Here is a 15,620-nt window from a genome sequence, read left to right on the forward strand (position 1 = left end):
TTCAACTCATCGGTGTGACATCACCGGGGCGGGCACGGCGACGGAAGGAACAGACCCCAGCACCAACCCGGCGGAATGGGCGGGGTGAAGCCGGGCGGGGGTGGGGGCGGCGGAGGTGGCGCCTCGCCCTCGAAGATGTTCTGCGCCACGTTGCCCTGCCCGTGGTAGACGTACCAGTAGGTGTGGCAGACGTTGTTGTCCCACCGCACCGGGTTGACCCGCAGGTTGCCGGTCTGCACCGGCGGATCACCCGGGCACCAGCGGCACGGGCCTTCCGGGCTCTCGGGCGGACACCCGGGCCAGGCGCTGCCCTGAAGGGGCGCGGGGGCGCTGGGCAAGGCCGAAGCGGTACCGGCTGTCCACCCGATCCCGGCCACGGCGATGCCGACCGACATCAGCGCTACCCCGGCCATCCGCTTCGGTATGTCTGTGGTCTTCATGGTCCTGGTGCTTTCTGCTCGTGCGACGCCGCCTGTCCGGCGCTGATGGTGGAAGTCCACGGCATCGGACGGGCTACCGATCCCAACAAGCGGTGTCCGACTCATGGTCACATGACCGCTTCCGGCGGGCAGCGGAATCGTCGGCAGCCCCGCGACACCACTCATCCTCACCGGCGCTGCGGCACCGCGATCCTGTCGAGGTCCTCGGCGACCACGAGCTCACCGTCGAAAACCTCGGCCGCCTCGTCGCGGTGGCGGGCCGGATCGGTGTACCGCTGCGAGAAGTGGGTCAGCACCAGGCGCCGTACCCCGCATTCGGCGGCGACCCGGCCCGCCTGAGCAGCCGTCAGATGCCCGTATTCCGTGGCCAGCCCGGCGTCCTGGGCGAGGAATGTCGCTTCGATCACCAGCAGGTCGGCCCGGTCGGCGAGGGCGTAGACGGCGTCACACAGGCGCGTGTCCATGATGAACGCGAACCGCTGGCCGGGGCGGGCCTCGGTCACCTGCGAGAGCTCAATCGTCGTGTCGGCGAGGCGGATCGACCCCGTCCGGTGTAGCTCACCGACGGCGGTCCCTTCGATACCGAAGCGCGCCAACAACTCCGGCACGAAGCGCAGGCGGTCCGGCTCGACCAAGCGGTATCCCACGGCGTCGACCGGGTGGTCGAGCCGCATGGTCTCGAGGACGCCGAACGGCCCGCTGGCGACGGGACCGTCGGCAGACACCGGTTCCTCGCAGACGTCGGCACGCTCGTAGAACGCGCTCGCATGACGCAGCCGGGCGAAGTACTCGGCGCCGGAGGCGGGATAGTGGGCGTGGACCCGGTGCGGGACATCGTCGAGCGACAGTCGCTGAATGACGCCGGGTACGCCGAGGCAGTGGTCCCCGTGGAAGTGGGTCAGACACAGCCGTGTCACCCGGCTGACCGGAACGCCTGCCAGCAGGAGTTGCCGTTGGGTGCCCTCCCCCGGGTCGAACAGCAGTCCCTCGCCGTCCCACAACAACAGGTAGCCGTTCTGGTTGCGATACCGCGTCGGCACCTGGCTGGCGGTGCCAAGCACCACGAGCTCACGCGTCGACACACCCCGACACTAGTCAGTGGCGCCTCGCGGGCACCGGGTCAGGACAGGATGGCGAGCGCGGCAGCACGCGCCTCGGCTGCCGTGACGGCGGCCAGCGCGGCGTCGGCGGCATCGCGACACTGTTGCAGCGTCACCGACGCCAGCTTGGCGCCGACTCCCCCGATCGCGGTGGCCGCCGCAGACAGCGACGTCACCCCGACACCGGCCAGCACACCGGCCAGCAAGGGGTCGGCTGCGGCCTCCCCGCACACCCCCACCGGCTTGCCCGTGGCGGCGCCGGCACGCGCCGCCATGGCGACCAAGGCCAGCACGGCCGGCTGCCACGGATCGGTCAGCGCGGCCAGTTCGGCGGACATGCGGTCGGCGGCCATCGTGTACTGAGCGAGATCGTTGGTGCCGATCGACAGGAAGTCGACGTGCGCGAGGATGCGGTCGGCCAGGAGTGCGGCGGCGGGCACCTCGATCATCACACCGGCAGTCAGGCCATGCGAACGCGCATGGGCGGCAAAGCGTTCGGCTTCCTCCACCGTGGCGATCATCGGTGCCATCACCCATGGCGGATTTCCGGTCCGCGCGCCCGCGGCCGCGATGGCCTGCAGCTGCCGGTCCAGCAGACCCGCGTCGAGCTGGGCGATCCGGATGCCGCGCACCCCGAGCGCCGGGTTGGCCTCGTCCGGATGGCCGGCGAACCTGAGTGGTTTGTCCGACCCCGCGTCGAGCGTGCGGATCACCACCTTGCGGCCCGAGAACGCGTCGAGAACATCGGCGTAGATGGCCGTCTGCTCGTCGACGCCGGGCTCGCTGTCGCGATTGAGGAAGCACAGCTCGGTGCGGAACAGGCCGACGCCCTCGGCGGGTGTCTCGGCGGCCGCGCGCGCGGCCGCGCCGTCCTGCACGTTGGCGTAGATCGCGACGGTGTGCCCGTCGGCGGTGCGGCCGGGACCGCGCCACTGCGCGGCCCGCTGGGAATCCCGCCGTGCGGCGTCGATGGCCGAGACCGCGGCGGCCTCGGCCGGCGCGACGGTGACCGTGCCGACGGTGCCGTCGACCAGCACGCGCGTGCCGGCGGCCACCGCGTCCAGTCCGTCGACCGCGACGACGCAGGGGATGCCGAGTTGGCGAGCGATGATCGCGGTGTGACTCGTCGGCCCGCCGAGTGAGGTCGCCAGCGCGACGACCAGTGTCGGGTCGAGGCCGGCGGTGTCCGCGGGGGCGAGATCCTCGGCGCACAGGATCGACGCCGTCATCGGAAGCGGGACACCGGGCTCGGGCAGCCCGGTCAGTTCGGCGACCACGCGGTCGCGGATGTCGCGCAGATCGGTGACGCGTTCGGCCATCAACCCGCCGATCTGGGTGAACATCTCGATGAACTGGGCAACGGCCTCGTTGACCGCGCGAACCGCGGGAGCGCCTGCCGCGATGCGTTTTTCGGCAGCGCCGATCCAGGCCCGGTCCTGTGCCAGGGTGGCCGTCGCCGCGAGCACCTCCGACGCGGCGCCGGTGGCATGCGCGGCACGGTCCCGCAGCCGGTCCGCGACGGCCTTCGCGGCGGCGATGAAGCGCGCGGTCTCGGCCGGCCGGTCGGCGTCGGCGACCTCCGCCAGGGCCGAATCGTCGATGACCGGAGGGCGGCCCGGTCGGATGACGGGGCCGTACTGGGCGCCCGCGACCACGGGCACACCGCGCAACACCGTGCCCGGCGGCAGCTCATCGGTGGGACGTGACGTGAGCGGCGAGGAAGCGGTCATGTGAACCAGGTTACAAGAAATCATTGACAAGTCAACACGAACAGGAGTAAAACCAAACATAACCAAATATTGTCGGGGCTTGATCCCACACAAACGGAGGCTCATGTACGCCGAGGAACGACAGCAGGCAATCGCCTCGCTCGTGCTGTCGAAAGGACGCGCGTCGGTGGCCGAGCTCGCCGAGGCATACGAGGTGACCACCGAGACCGTCCGCCGCGACCTCGCCGTGCTCGACAAGGCGGGTTTGGTGCGCAGGGTGCACGGCGGCGCGGTGCCGGCGCGAGCGCTGCACCTCGTCGAGTCGGGCGTGGGCGAACGCGAGAGCACGCGTGCGGATCACAAGGAAGCCATCGCCGCGGCCGCCGTGGAGTTCCTCCCCATCAGCGGCGGCAGCGTGCTCCTCGATGCCGGCACCACCACCGCCCGCATCGCCGCACACCTACCCCCGGACCGCGAGCTGGTGGTGGTCACCAACTCCGTGCCGATCGCCGCGCGACTGGCAGGGATGCCCTCGGTGAGCCTGCAGCTGTTGGGCGGCCGCGTCCGGGGCCTCACCCAGGCGTCCGTCGGAGAGCAGGCGCTGCGGGTCCTGGACACGCTGCGGGTCGACATGGCCTTCATCGGCACCAACGCGATCAGTGTGCGCCACGGCCTGTCGACACCGGACAGCGACGAGGCCGCTGTCAAGCGGGCAATGGTTCAGTGCGCCAACTATGTTGTGGTGGCCGCGGATTCGTCCAAGGTGGGACGCGAGGAGTTCGTCAGCTTCGCCCCACTGAGCAGCGTCGACACCCTCATCACCGACAGCGAGATCAGCGACGAGGACCGCGAGGAGTTGACCGGCAACGGCGTCGAGGTGGTGACCGCATGATTCTCACCGTCACCCCGAACCCGAGCATCGACCGCACCGTGGCACTGGCCTCGGCGCTGACCCGCGGCGCGGTCCACAGAGTGCGCTCGGTGACCAACGAACCGGGTGGCAAGGGCGTCAACGTCGCGAGGGCCTTGCAGCTCGCCGGACTCGACGCGGTGGCTCTGCTGCCCGCCGCCGCGCACGATCCGCTGATTGTCGCTATGACCGGTGCAGGCATCCCGTTCCGGTGCGTGCCGGTCGACGAACCCGTGAGGACCAACATCGCGGTCACCGAACCGGACGGCACCACAACGAAACTCAACGAGCCGGGCGCCACCCTCGACGCCACCACCCTGGCGCGGTTGACCGACGCAGTGGTCGGTGCGGCCGAGGACGCGACCTGGGTGGTGCTGTCCGGTTCGCTGCCACCCGGCGTCCCCGAGGGGTGGTACGCCGAGGTGGTGGGCCTGCTCACCGACCGTGACTGCCGCATCGCGGTCGACACGTCGGAGGGTCCGCTGTCGGCGCTGGCCGACGAGTTCGGGCGGGCGGCGCCCGACCTCATCAAGCCCAACGCCGAGGAGCTGGCCGGACTGGTCGGCGAATCGGCCGAACTGCTGGAAAGGGCTGCGGCCGAGGGTGATCCGGGCCCGGCGGCAAAGGCCGCACAGCGACTGGTCGACCGTGGCGTCGGTGCCGTGCTCGCCACCCTCGGCGCGGCGGGGGCGGTGCTGGTCGACGGCACCGGCAGCTGGCTGGCCGTCCCGCCGCCGGTGACCCCGCGTAGCACCGTGGGGGCCGGCGACGCCTCCCTGGCCGGCTACCTGCGCGCGCACGTCGCGGGCGCCGAGCCGCCCCGGCGGCTGCGCATGGCCGTCGCGTACGGCAGCGCCGCCGCCGCGCTGCCGGGTTCGGCGATGCCGGCTCCGGCCCGGCTCGACCTCGACGCCGTGCGCGTCACCACCATCGCCCCGACCCCGACCTCGTCGTAACCGTCAACCGAAAGAGTCACCATGACAAACTCGACCCCACCGATCATCAACACCGACCTGGTGCTGCTCGACGTCGACGCAGGCGGCGACAAGGAAGCGGTCATCGGGCGCCTGGTCAGCCGGCTCGCCGACGCGGGGCGCACCACCGACGTCGACGGTCTGACCTCCGCGGCGATGGCCCGGGAAGCGCAGTCGGCCACCGGGTTGCCCGGCGGCATCGCGATTCCGCACTGCCGCTCGCCCTATGTCGAGGCCGCATCGATCGTCTTCGCGAGGTTGACTCCGGCAGTGGACTTCGGCGCCCCCGACGGGCCTGCGGATCTGGCGTTCCTGATCGCCGCCCCGGAAGCCGGCGGCGCCGAGCACATGAAACTGCTCTCCAGCCTGGCGCGGGCCCTGGTGCGCAAGGACTTCGTCGAGTCCCTGCGGGCCGCCTCCACCCCGGAACAGGCCGTGAGCCTGGTCGATGAGGTCCTCAATCCCGATGGTGCGCAAGCGAAGTCGGCCGCAAAACCGGCCGAGCCGGCCGAGACCCCGCGCCGGACCCTGGTGGCGGTCACCGCCTGCCCGACCGGGATCGCCCACACCTACATGGCTGCCGACTCCCTGGCGGCAGCGGCGAAGAAGGCCGGGGCGACGCTGCACGTCGAGACGCAGGGCTCTTCCGGCAGCACCCCGCTGGCGGCCGACACCATCGCCGCCGCCGACGCGGTCATCTTCGCCACCGACGTCGGGGTTAAGGACCGGCAGCGGTTCGCGGGCAAGCCCGTCGTGGCCTCCGGCGTCAAGCGGGCGATCAACGAGCCCGATGCGATGGTGTCCGAAGCACTCTCGGCCGCAACCGATCCCGCCGCCAAGCGGGTCCAGGGTGGCGGCGCGGCCGCGCCGGAGGCAGCGGCCTCGGCGGGCGGAGTGGGCTGGGGTACCCGCACCCGCCAGATCCTGCTCACCGGCGTGAGCTACATGATCCCGTTCGTCGCCGCGGGCGGCCTGCTCATCGCGCTGGGCTTCCTGTTCGCCGGCTATGAGATCGCGAACTCCCCGGACGGCGAAAGCCCGTCGCTGGCCTACGGATTCGGCTCGATCGGTCACGTGATCGCCAGCACCAACTCGCTGACGGACCTGCCTTCCGGCGGTCTGTTGCAGTATCTCGGGGCGGTCCTGTTCACCCTCGGTGGGCTGGCGTTCATGTTCCTGGTGCCCGCCCTGGCCGGTTACATCTCCTTCGCCATCGCGGACCGACCCGGTATCGCCCCGGGATTCACCGCGGGTGCGGTCGCCGTCTTCGTCGGGGGCGGCTTCATCGGCGGTATCGTCGGCGGCCTCATCGCGGGGTTCGCGGCGCTGTGGATCAGCCGGATCAAGGTGGCGCAGTGGGCCCGCGGGTTGATGCCCGTCGTGATCATCCCGTTGTTCGCCTCGATGATCGTGGGCCTGCTGATGTTCATGCTGCTCGGCCGACCGCTGGCCGCCATCACGTCCGGCCTGACCAACTGGCTCGGTGGGCTGTCGGGGAGTTCGGTCGTCATCCTGGGAGTGATCCTCGGCCTGATGATGTGCTTCGACCTCGGCGGCCCGGTGAACAAGGCGGCCTACGCGTTCGCCACCGCCGGTCTCAACGTCGCCGACCCCGCGTCGCTGCGCATCATGGCCGCCGTGATGGCCGCGGGCATGGTCCCGCCGCTGGCGATGGCGGTGGCCACTTTCGTGCGCCCGAAACTGTTCAGCGAACCCGAGCGCGAGAACGGCCGCGCCGCGGTTCTGCTCGGCTTGTCCTTCATCTCCGAGGGGGCCATCCCGTTCGCCGCGGCCGACCCTTTGCGGGTCATCCCCTCGATGATGTTCGGCGGCGCGGTCACCGGCGCGATGATCATGGCCTTCGACGTCACGCTGAAGGCCCCGCACGGCGGCATCTTCGTGTTCTTCGCGATCGGCCACCTGCTGTGGTTCCTGGTCGCTCTTGCGGCCGGCACCATCGTGGGCGCCGTCACCGTCGTCATCGCCAAGCAGTTCGCCCGAACCGCTGCCACCGCGGACGAGACGCCCGCCCTGGCGACCGCCTGATCCCATCAACCCAACAAGGAGAACAACGCTATGCCCGCCAAGACCGTCACCGTCGGATCGGCCATCGGCCTGCACGCCCGGCCCGCCGCGATCATCGCCGAAGCGGTGGTCAACGCCGGTGTTCCCGTCACGCTCTCGATGGACGGCGGCGAACCCGTCGACGCCGGGTCGGCGCTGATGATCATGACGCTCGGCGCCGGTAAGGGTGCCCAGGTCACGGTCGCCTCCGACGATGAAGCCGCGCTGAACACCGTCGCCGACCTCGTCGAGCAGGACCTCGACGCCTGATCGCTCAGGGTGTCGGCGGGACCGGCACGATCGGCGGGGGCGGCGGTGCGCCGCCCGGCATGGTCGAGGTCCACGGGGCCGTCAGCGAGATGGTGCCCGGTGGCAGCGACGGAGACGGCCCGGCACCGGGCGGTGGGCCCGGGGGCACCACCTGCGGCATGGTGAGCGCGTCGATCGGGTTGGCGCCGTTGAACGTCTGCATCATGTCCTGCAGGTATCCGAACGGCCCCGGCGTCTGGCCTTGGCCGTAGACCGGGTCGATCTCCGGCACCGGGGGCGGTCCGACGGGTGGCGGCGGGGGTACCGGTGGCACGGGTTGCGCCGCGGCCGGGCCCGCCGATGCCAGGCCTGCGAGGAACAGGCTCGCGGCCGCGATCGTCGCGACGTGATGCCGGGTGGCCATGGCTGAAGGCTAGCGCCTGTGGTCGCGCGCCGTCATCTCGTTGTGCTGATCGGCTCCCCATTACCCTGATCGGGGTGTCGAACGTGTTGTCAGTCAATCTCGCGCGCGTGCGCGTCAATCCCGACGCACCGTCACGCTCGACCGGAATCGACAAAGTAGCCGCGCAGCAGGACGTCATGGTGCGCGCGCCGGGGCCGATGCGCGGCGGTCAGGGCAGCGGACTCGTCGGCGACACCATCGGCAACCAGAAACTGCACGGCGGCGACGATCAGGCGGTATACGTCTACGCCCGAGAAGACCTCGACGGCTGGGAAACCCGGCTCGAGCGTCCGCTCACCAACGGGATGTTCGGCGAGAACCTCACCACGACGGGCATCGACGTGACCAACACGCTGATCGGCGAACGCTGGCGGGTCGGCGACGACGGTCCGCTGCTGGAGGTGTCGGCGCCGCGCACACCATGCCGGACGTTCTCGGCGTTTTTGCAGCTGCCCGGTTGGATCAAGACGTTCACCGCTGCCGGCAAACCCGGTGCGTACCTTCGGGTTATCTCAGCGGGTACGGTGCGCGCCGGCGATGCGATCACCATCACGCACCGCCCCGGTCACGATGTCACGATCGGGTTGGCGTTCCGGGCCCGGATGTCGGACCCGTCGCTGCTTCCGCAGCTGCTGGCCGCCGACGCGCTCTCTGCCGAGCTCAAGGCGTACGTGCGAAAACGACTGCCCGTCAACGGCGATTGACACTCGCGAGCTGCGCGAAACAAGGTTCCGGTACGCCAATCCGACCGTCTGCGTGTCGTAACCCCGATCTCGACTTCGGGTTCTATGGTCGAAAGGTGCCGAATGGCGACCAGGTCAAGCTGGCTGGTGAGCACATCGCGGCCACGGTCGAACAGGTGCAGCGCCGCATTGACGCCCGCTTCGGTGAGCGCGGGCTGACCAAGACCGCGCGCGATCTCGCCCGTCTCGTCCTGCTGGTACAGACGGCGGCGACCCAGTCCCAAGCGCGACTGCGGCGCACCACGCTGGCGGCGCGGACGGTGAGCATCGCGATCATCGCCGCCACGGTGGTCGCCCTGCTCTACAGCCTGCGTTCGGCAGTCGTCGACGGGCTCGCGCGCAGTGCGGACTGGGTGCCGCTGACCGAGAGCGTGATCAACGACCTGGTGTTCGCCGCGATCGCCGTGGTGTTCCTGTGGGCCTTCCCCGAGCGATTGGAGCGGCGCGCGCTGCTCGACCTGCTGCACCGCCTGCGCTCGCTCACACACGTCATCGACATGCACCAGCTCTCGAAGGACCCCGAGCAGGTCAGTGCCGGCTATGTGCCGACCGCGCAGAGTGTGCGGCACGGGCTGGATGCCGATCAGCTGCACCACTACCTCAACTATTGCTCGGAGTTGTTGAGCCTGACCGCCAAGACGGCGGCGCTGTGCGCTGAGCACAGCGCGGACGGCGTTGTGCTGGAGACTGTTTCGGATATCGAGACGTTGGTCACCGGGCTGTCCAACAAGATTTTGCAGAAGGTCTCCTTGCTGCCCCGCGACTAGGCGCTGCGCGAGCCCGCCGGATCCCACTTCTCCCAGAACAGCAGATGCGAACGAAAACTGGGGTGATTCACCATGTCCAGCACCTTGATTCCCGCATTGGCGACCGCCGGGATGCCGACCACCCGGTGGAAGAACCGGCCGCGGCGGTACTCGCGGCCCCAGTCGGCTTCGACGCGCTGGGCGTAGTTCGTGAAGTCGTCCGGTCCGCCGTTCGTCAACGCCGCGATTGCGCACTCGCCCGCCGCCACGCCGGACTGCAGCGCCTTCGAAATACCCGCTCCCGAAACGGGTCTCGCCGCCCCGAGGGCATCGCCGGCGAACAACACGCCCGGTCGCCACGGCGGCCATGCCGTGAAACCCATGGGCAGCCGCCAGGCCTGCAACGCCTTCGACTTCTTCAGCTCCTCGACGGACGGCAGAGCCCACTCGGGTGGCAGGCCGGCGAGAAAATCGCCGAACAGCGTGGTGGCGTTGATCTGGTGCCAGTTCCTGTAACTGGTGCAGTAGCCCAGTCCGATGTTGGCGCGGCCGCCACCCAGGGGGAACACCCACCCGTAGCCGGGCAACTGGTCGCCGTTGAAGGTCAGCTTCAGATAGATGTCGAGGGTGTCGCTGTCGGGCTGGTCGACCCCCACCTCGGCCCGGATGGCGATGGCCGAATAGCCGTGGTACTCCGAGTCGAGGTTGAGTGCCCGCTTCAGCGGAGAGTAGGCGCCGTCGGCCGTAATCACCGCGTCGGCCATCACCTTCTCGCCGCCCTTGAGCGTGACGCCGGTGACCCGTCCGTCGTCGTCCACGACGGGCGCCACCACCTCCGCGGACTGGCGCACCTCGGCACCCGCGGCGTGGGCCCGCTCGAGCAAGAGGGTGTCCAGTTCGGTCCGGCGGGCGACATGGCCGTGGTCGGGCATGCCGGGGCGGCGCGGGAACGCGAGGTTCCATTCGCTGGGGCTGAAAATCCTGGCGCCGTTCACCCGGTGGAACGTGGCCACCTCGTCGGCGAGGCCCATCTTCTGGATGAAGCTCACGGCGCGCGGAGTCAGCCCGTCACCGCAGGGTTTGTCCCGGGGAAACGCCGCTTTGTCCAGCACGACGACCCGCGCCCCTGTCCGCACGGCCTGCCACGCCGCGGCGGCCCCCGCCGGGCCACCGCCCGCGATCGCCACGTCGTACTTCTGTGCCATGTGTTTGCCTCGGCGCTTTGTGGATTCCCCGTTCCCGCCGACGCTATGCGGCACGGGCCTGCTCTGAAGCACACCGGCGATTACCGAATGATGACGCTCACAGTCTGCGGACGTTTGCTTCGTAACGGCGCGGTATCCGGCTGCGACAAACGGTTAGCGGCGGCCGCCCTGCGGGGCGCCGTTCGAAGTCCGCGGCAGATGTGAAGCAGCAGCATCTGATCCGGCAGCCGATGTGGGGACCGGTACCGGAGTTCCGCACGCAAATGACCGCCATACGCGGTTCGTTCTCAAAAAGGATGTTCACAACACATGACGTACCTACCTAGTTGGGCGCGCCGATTGCTGGCAGGCGCGCTGGCGGCCCTGGTGATCCCGGGCCTGGTGGCCGTAGCAGGCGGATCGTCCACCGCCGCGGCCTACTCGCGGCCGGGCCTGCCGGTCGAGACGCTGATGGTCCCGTCCGCGGCGATGGGCCGCGACATCCCGGTGAAGTTCCAGGGCGGCGGCGCCAAGGCGGTCTACCTGCTAGACGGGCTGCGCGCCCGCGACGACAACAGCGGCTGGGACATCGAGACGGCCGCGTTCGAGAACTACTACGAGTCGGGCCTGTCGGTCGTCATGCCCGTCGGCGGCATGTCCAGCTTCTACACCAACTGGCAGGCGCCCGCCGTCGGCAACGGCACCCGCTACAACTACCAGTGGGAGACCTTCCTGACCTCCGAGTTGCCGGCCTACCTGGCGGCCAACAAGGGCATCTCGCCGACCGGTAACGCCGTCGTCGGCCTGTCGATGTCGGGCAGTTCGGCGCTGATCCTGGCCGCTTACCATCCCGGCCAGTTCCGCTACGCCGGCTCGCTGTCGGGTTTCCTCAACCTGTCCGAGGGCATCTGGCCCACGCTGGTCGGGTTCGCGATGCGCGACTCCGGCGGCTTCGACGCGACCGCGATGTGGGGTCCCGGCGGCAGCGCGGCGTGGCAGCGCAACGACCCCACCGTCAACGTGGGACGCCTGGTGAGCAACGGCACCCGCATCTGGGTGTACTGCGGCACGGGCCGACCCGGTGAGCTCGGTGGCGGCGGCGACCTGCCCGCGCAGCTGCTCGAGGGCATCACGCTGGACAGCAACAAGAACTTCCAGGAGCAGTACGAGGCTGCCGGCGGAAGCAACGCCGTGTTCAACTTCCCGGCCAACGGCACCCACGGGTGGGGCTATTGGGGTTCACAGCTGAACGCGATGAAGTCCGACATCCAGCGCACGCTCGGCGCCTGACCTCCGCTGACGCCACCGGGCGGCCACTTCGTGTGGCCGCCCGGTCGCGTTGGGGACAATCGGTGGGTGACGGAACACCGGCCGACCGTGCCCGCGCTTCTCGCGCGCGCCGCGGATGACTTCGGCGAGCACACCTACCTGGTCACGCCCACGGGCCGGCTCACCTACCGCGAGGCGTCCGGTCGCTCCGCCGACATCGCGCGGTGGCTTCTCGGGGAGGGCGTCGGCAAGGGCACGCGCGTCGGCCTGTTCTTCCCCAACGGCATCGACTGGGTCCTGTGGTGGCTTGCGGTGTCCCGGATCGGCGCCCTGGCAGTCCCGCTGAGCACCATGTACACCCCGGCCGAGATCGCCAAGGTGGCGCGGCTGGCGGACCTCGCGCTGCTGATCGCGCCGGGCACGGTGCTGAACATCGACGTCGCCGAGCGCTTCGAGGCCGCCTGGCCCGAGTTGGCGGGCATGCCCGCCGGATGCCTGACGCTGCGCGCCGCACCGTATCTGCGCCGCATCGTTCTGATCGACGGTGAGGCGCCCGGCTGGGCCACCCGACGGCAGGCCGATGTGCACGGCGTGCCGCCGGACGTGCTGGCCGCCGCCGAAGCGGAGGTCAGTCCCGCCGACCTCGCCGTCGTGGTGCACACCTCGGGTTCGACCGCCGACCCGAAGGGTGTCATGCACACCCACGGCACGCTGGTCCGGCAGACCTCGACGTGGCCGGCCGCGATCCGCGCGGTCACGAAATCCGAAGGGCCCCCGCGCATTGTGTGCGCGATGCCGTTCTTCTGGATCGGTGGGCTGCTCGCCGTCACCGGTGCGCTGCACGAACAGGTGACCGTGTGCGTCATGCCGCGACTCGACGCCGAGACAGCGCTGGACCTCGTCGAGCGGGAGCGGGCCAGCGGGGTCATCGGATGGCCGGCCTTCACCCAGCGGCTGCGTGAGCACCCCAGCTTCGCCGCCCGTGACCTGAGCTGTGCCCCCATGCTGCGCGACGGTCCGCTCGACATCGCGATGGTCGACGTGCCCGACGGATTTCCGGTGCACCGCACCATGTCCGAAACCGCGGGCGGCTTCGCCCACACCGACATGCGCATCGTCGACGAGGACGGCGCCGAGGTGCCCGACGGGACGGTGGGCGAACTGCTCATCCGCGGTATCGGCGTGATGGCGGGCTATAACAAGCGCGAGCGGTGGGAGACCTTCGACGAGGACGGGTGGTACCACACCGGTGACCGCGTCTACCGCCGAGCCGGCGACCCCCGGCTGTTCTACGTCGGCCGCACCACCGACCTCATCAAGGCCGCCGGTGCGAACGTGTCACCGCTGGAGGTCGAGGCCGTGATCGCCGAGTTCCCCGACGTGGCCCAGTGTCTGGTGCTCGGCGTCGAGGACCCCACGCGCGGTGAGCAGGTGTGTGCGGTCGTCGTTCCCGCCGCCGACGAGGTCGACACCGCCTCGCTGGCTGCCCGCACCCGCGCCGAACTGTCGGCATACAAGGTGCCGACGCGCTGGGTCATCGCCGCCGGCGACCGGTTGCCCACGCTGCCCAGCGGCAAGTTCGACCGAAAGGCGTTGCAGCGCATGATTCTCGACGGTGAGCTGGTCAGCGTGGACGGCAGGTGATCCGTGGACGTGCTGAGGACTCCTGACGACCGCTTCGCCGGACTGCCCGACTACCCGTTCGAGCCGAACTACGTCGAGGTCGACGCCGCCGGTGCCGATCCGTTGCGGATGCACTACGTCGACGTCGGCGCCGCGGACGCACCCGTCGTCGTGTTGGTGCACGGGCAGCCGACGTGGTCCTACCTGTACCGCCACGTCATCGCGGTGCTGCGCGAAAAGGGCTTCCGCGTGCTGGCCTTCGACAACGTCGGCTACGGGCGCTCGGACAAGCCGACCGATCCGACGGACTACACGTTCGCCCGGCACATCGACTGGCTCCACAGCGCGATCACAGGCCTGGATCTGCGCGACATCACGCTCGTCGTGCAGGACTGGGGCGGCCCCATCGGGCTGAGCGTGCTGGCCCGCGATCCCGACCGGTTCGCCCGCGTCGTCGCGACCAACACGATCCTGCACACGTGCGACCCCGACCTGGCGGGCAAGCTCACCTGGCCGCACCACGCGCTCGGTGACGGTCAGGTGGTGCACCAGGAGACGCTGCTCGACTACGTGTCGTTCTATGCGCGGGCACCACTGCTGGTGCCGAGCTTCTTCCTCGACGCAGTGGCGGGCCCGCTGCGTCCCGAGGTGCTCGCGGCCTACGACGCGCCTTTCCCCGACCGCGAGTTCACGGCGGGCCTGCGCCAGATGACGGCATTGATCCCGTTGACGCGCAACGACCCGGGCGCTGCCATCGGCCGGGCGACGAGGGCCGCGCTACGGGACTGGCAGCGACCGTTCCTGACCGCGTACTCCGACGGCGATCCCCCGACCCGCGGCTGGGACAAGGTTTTTCAGGCCGAGGTGCCGGGCGCGCACGGTCAGCCGCATACGACGGTGACCGGTGCGGGTCACTTCATCCAGGAGCAGCGAGGCGAGGAGCTGGGCCGCATCGTCGCCGACTTCGCCGCCCGCACCGCCTGACTACAGGCCGAACTGGTCGTCGATGACGCCAAGCCAGATCTGCGCCACATCGATCGCGACCTTCTCGCTGATGAACGCGTGCTGAGTGCCGGTGTAGATGTCGCGGAACGCGCGCTCCAGCCGGGTGCCTTCGCGGATCGAGCTGGTGCCCGCGACCAGGTGCGCCCACTCGGCGCACTCCCGGGCCACATCCGTGGCGTAGACGGCGGCGACACGCATGTCCGCACGCAGCGCCGGAGTGAGCTCCGCGCCGCAGGCCACCGCGGATTCGGCCGAGGTGAAGGCGTCGAGCACCAGCAGCCGGGCGGCTCGCCAGGCGGCGACGTGGTGGGCGAGACCCTTCTGGAAGGTGGGCCGGCTGGCCAACGAGGCCATGTCGCTCATCCGGAACTTCGTCGCGGCGAGTTCCTGCACGTCGTCGAGCATGCTCCTGGCGACGCCGAGCGCCCAGGAGGCGTGCCCGGCGGCGGTGACGGGCATCAGCCCCATCCGGGTGGCCGGCGAGGTACCGCGCCTGGGCTCCCGGGTGAACAGTGCGAACGTCCGCTCGGCAGGGACGAACACGTCGTCGATGCTGTAGTCGTAGGACCCGGTCCCCTTGAGGCCCTGCACGTGCCAGCCGTCCTTGAAGCTGACCTGTTCGCGGGGCACGACGGCGACCTGCATGTCGGGCACGCCTTCGCTGACCCAGCGCATTTCCCCGTCGTCCATCGGGAAGAAGCCGGCCGCGACGTACTGCGAGTGGCCGATGCCGGATCCGAAGCTCCACGATCCGGTCAGCCGGTAGCCGCCGGGCACCGCGACGCCCTGCCCGTTGGGGAAGAACTGACCCCCCATCGTCACGCGGTTGCCGTGGGAGGTGAACACCTCGGCGAACCCCTCGTCGGGCAGATACGCCGCCGCGGCGAACGACGAGGGCAGGTTGGCGATGCCGATCCAGCCGAACGAGCCGTCCTGCCACGCCATCTCGATCCAGGTTTCGATCATCTCGGCGAACGAGGGCTCGACACCCCCCGCGGCCTGCGGGTTGAACGCCGACATCAACCCGCAGGCCCACATCGCCTCGACGATCGCCGGGGTGAGGGTGCGTAGCCGTTCCGATTCACCCGCCTCGGTCGCGACCAGTTCGCGCATGCCGCGCGCCAACCCGGTGGTGCGGTCG

General features: G+C 70.0%; 15 protein-coding genes. 9 read left to right on the forward strand and 6 right to left on the reverse strand.

The window, feature by feature from the left end; genetic code table 11:
- Positions 1–20: 20 nt before the first annotated feature.
- From ABGB19_RS13435 to ABGB19_RS13445, 3 genes are all read right to left on the reverse strand, one after another.
- Positions 21–440: a hypothetical protein gene (locus tag ABGB19_RS13435; protein ID WP_347686450.1), complete on the reverse strand. Its 420-nt coding sequence runs from the start codon at positions 438–440 to the stop codon at positions 21–23.
- A gap of 167 nt (positions 441–607) precedes the next feature.
- Positions 608–1,522: a ribonuclease Z gene (locus ABGB19_RS13440; protein ID WP_347686451.1), complete on the reverse strand. Its 915-nt coding sequence runs from the start codon at positions 1,520–1,522 to the stop codon at positions 608–610.
- A gap of 38 nt (positions 1,523–1,560) precedes the next feature.
- A complete protein-coding gene (locus tag ABGB19_RS13445; protein WP_347686452.1) occupies positions 1,561–3,330 on the reverse strand; it encodes a putative PEP-binding protein in 1,770 nt (589 codons plus the stop codon).
- 43 nt (positions 3,331–3,373) lie between these two features.
- Here ABGB19_RS13445 and ABGB19_RS13450 point away from each other — a divergent pair, with 43 nt between their 5' ends.
- The 4 genes from ABGB19_RS13450 to ABGB19_RS13465 are packed head-to-tail and all read left to right on the forward strand — an operon-like array spanning position 3,374 to position 7,467.
- A complete protein-coding gene (locus ABGB19_RS13450; RefSeq protein ID WP_347686730.1) occupies positions 3,374–4,141 on the forward strand; it encodes a DeoR/GlpR family DNA-binding transcription regulator in 768 nt (255 codons plus the stop codon).
- Positions 4,138–5,115 carry a 1-phosphofructokinase family hexose kinase gene (locus ABGB19_RS13455; protein ID WP_347686453.1) on the forward strand — a complete coding sequence of 326 codons (978 nt, stop codon included), beginning with the start codon at positions 4,138–4,140 and terminating at the stop codon, positions 5,113–5,115. The genes ABGB19_RS13450 and ABGB19_RS13455 overlap by 4 nt, the downstream gene beginning before the upstream one ends.
- A 21-nt stretch (positions 5,116–5,136) precedes the next feature.
- Positions 5,137–7,179: a fructose-specific PTS transporter subunit EIIC gene (locus ABGB19_RS13460; protein ID WP_347686454.1), complete on the forward strand. Its 2,043-nt coding sequence runs from the start codon at positions 5,137–5,139 to the stop codon at positions 7,177–7,179.
- Positions 7,180–7,209: 30 nt separating this feature from the next.
- Positions 7,210–7,467 carry an HPr family phosphocarrier protein gene (locus ABGB19_RS13465; RefSeq protein WP_347686455.1) on the forward strand — a complete coding sequence of 86 codons (258 nt, stop codon included), beginning with the start codon at positions 7,210–7,212 and terminating at the stop codon, positions 7,465–7,467.
- Between the two features lie 4 nt (positions 7,468–7,471).
- Here ABGB19_RS13465 and ABGB19_RS13470 read toward each other — a convergent pair whose 3' ends face one another.
- The gene (locus ABGB19_RS13470; protein ID WP_347686456.1) at positions 7,472–7,870 is read right to left on the reverse strand and encodes a hypothetical protein; all 399 of its coding nucleotides are present in this window, start codon (positions 7,868–7,870) and stop codon (positions 7,472–7,474) included.
- A 74-nt stretch (positions 7,871–7,944) separates the two neighbouring features.
- On the opposite strand from ABGB19_RS13470, the gene ABGB19_RS13475 reads away from it, so the two are divergent.
- Together ABGB19_RS13475 and ABGB19_RS13480 are read left to right on the forward strand one after the other, a co-directional pair.
- Entirely contained in the window at positions 7,945–8,613 is a 669-nt protein-coding gene (locus ABGB19_RS13475) for an MOSC domain-containing protein (RefSeq protein ID WP_347686457.1), read from the forward strand.
- 95 nt (positions 8,614–8,708) lie between these two features.
- Positions 8,709–9,419, forward strand: a complete 711-nt coding sequence (locus ABGB19_RS13480) for a hypothetical protein (RefSeq protein WP_347686458.1) — start codon at positions 8,709–8,711, stop codon at positions 9,417–9,419.
- Here the strand turns inward: ABGB19_RS13480 and ABGB19_RS13485 are convergent.
- Positions 9,416–10,603, reverse strand: a complete 1,188-nt coding sequence (locus ABGB19_RS13485) for a geranylgeranyl reductase family protein (protein ID WP_347686459.1) — start codon at positions 10,601–10,603, stop codon at positions 9,416–9,418. The genes ABGB19_RS13480 and ABGB19_RS13485 overlap by 4 nt on opposite strands.
- A 309-nt stretch (positions 10,604–10,912) precedes the next feature.
- Between ABGB19_RS13485 and ABGB19_RS13490 the strand changes: the two genes are divergently transcribed.
- From ABGB19_RS13490 to ABGB19_RS13500, 3 genes are all read left to right on the forward strand, one after another.
- Positions 10,913–11,872, forward strand: a complete 960-nt coding sequence (locus tag ABGB19_RS13490) for an alpha/beta hydrolase family protein (RefSeq protein WP_347686460.1) — start codon at positions 10,913–10,915, stop codon at positions 11,870–11,872.
- A 66-nt stretch (positions 11,873–11,938) separates the two neighbouring features.
- Positions 11,939–13,495, forward strand: coding sequence for a class I adenylate-forming enzyme family protein (locus tag ABGB19_RS13495; RefSeq protein WP_347686461.1), 1,557 nt, complete (start codon positions 11,939–11,941; stop codon positions 13,493–13,495).
- Between the two features lie 9 nt (positions 13,496–13,504).
- Entirely contained in the window at positions 13,505–14,458 is a 954-nt protein-coding gene (locus ABGB19_RS13500; RefSeq protein ID WP_347686462.1) for a haloalkane dehalogenase, read from the forward strand.
- Here the strand turns inward: ABGB19_RS13500 and ABGB19_RS13505 are convergent, their stop codons facing one another.
- Entirely contained in the window at positions 14,459–15,592 is a 1,134-nt protein-coding gene (locus tag ABGB19_RS13505) for an acyl-CoA dehydrogenase family protein (RefSeq protein WP_347686731.1), read from the reverse strand.
- Positions 15,593–15,620: the final 28 nt, after the last annotated feature.

This window comes from Mycobacterium sp. B14F4 (assembly GCF_039871645.1).
In the GTDB taxonomy this organism is placed as follows: Bacteria; Actinomycetota; Actinomycetes; order Mycobacteriales; family Mycobacteriaceae; genus Mycobacterium.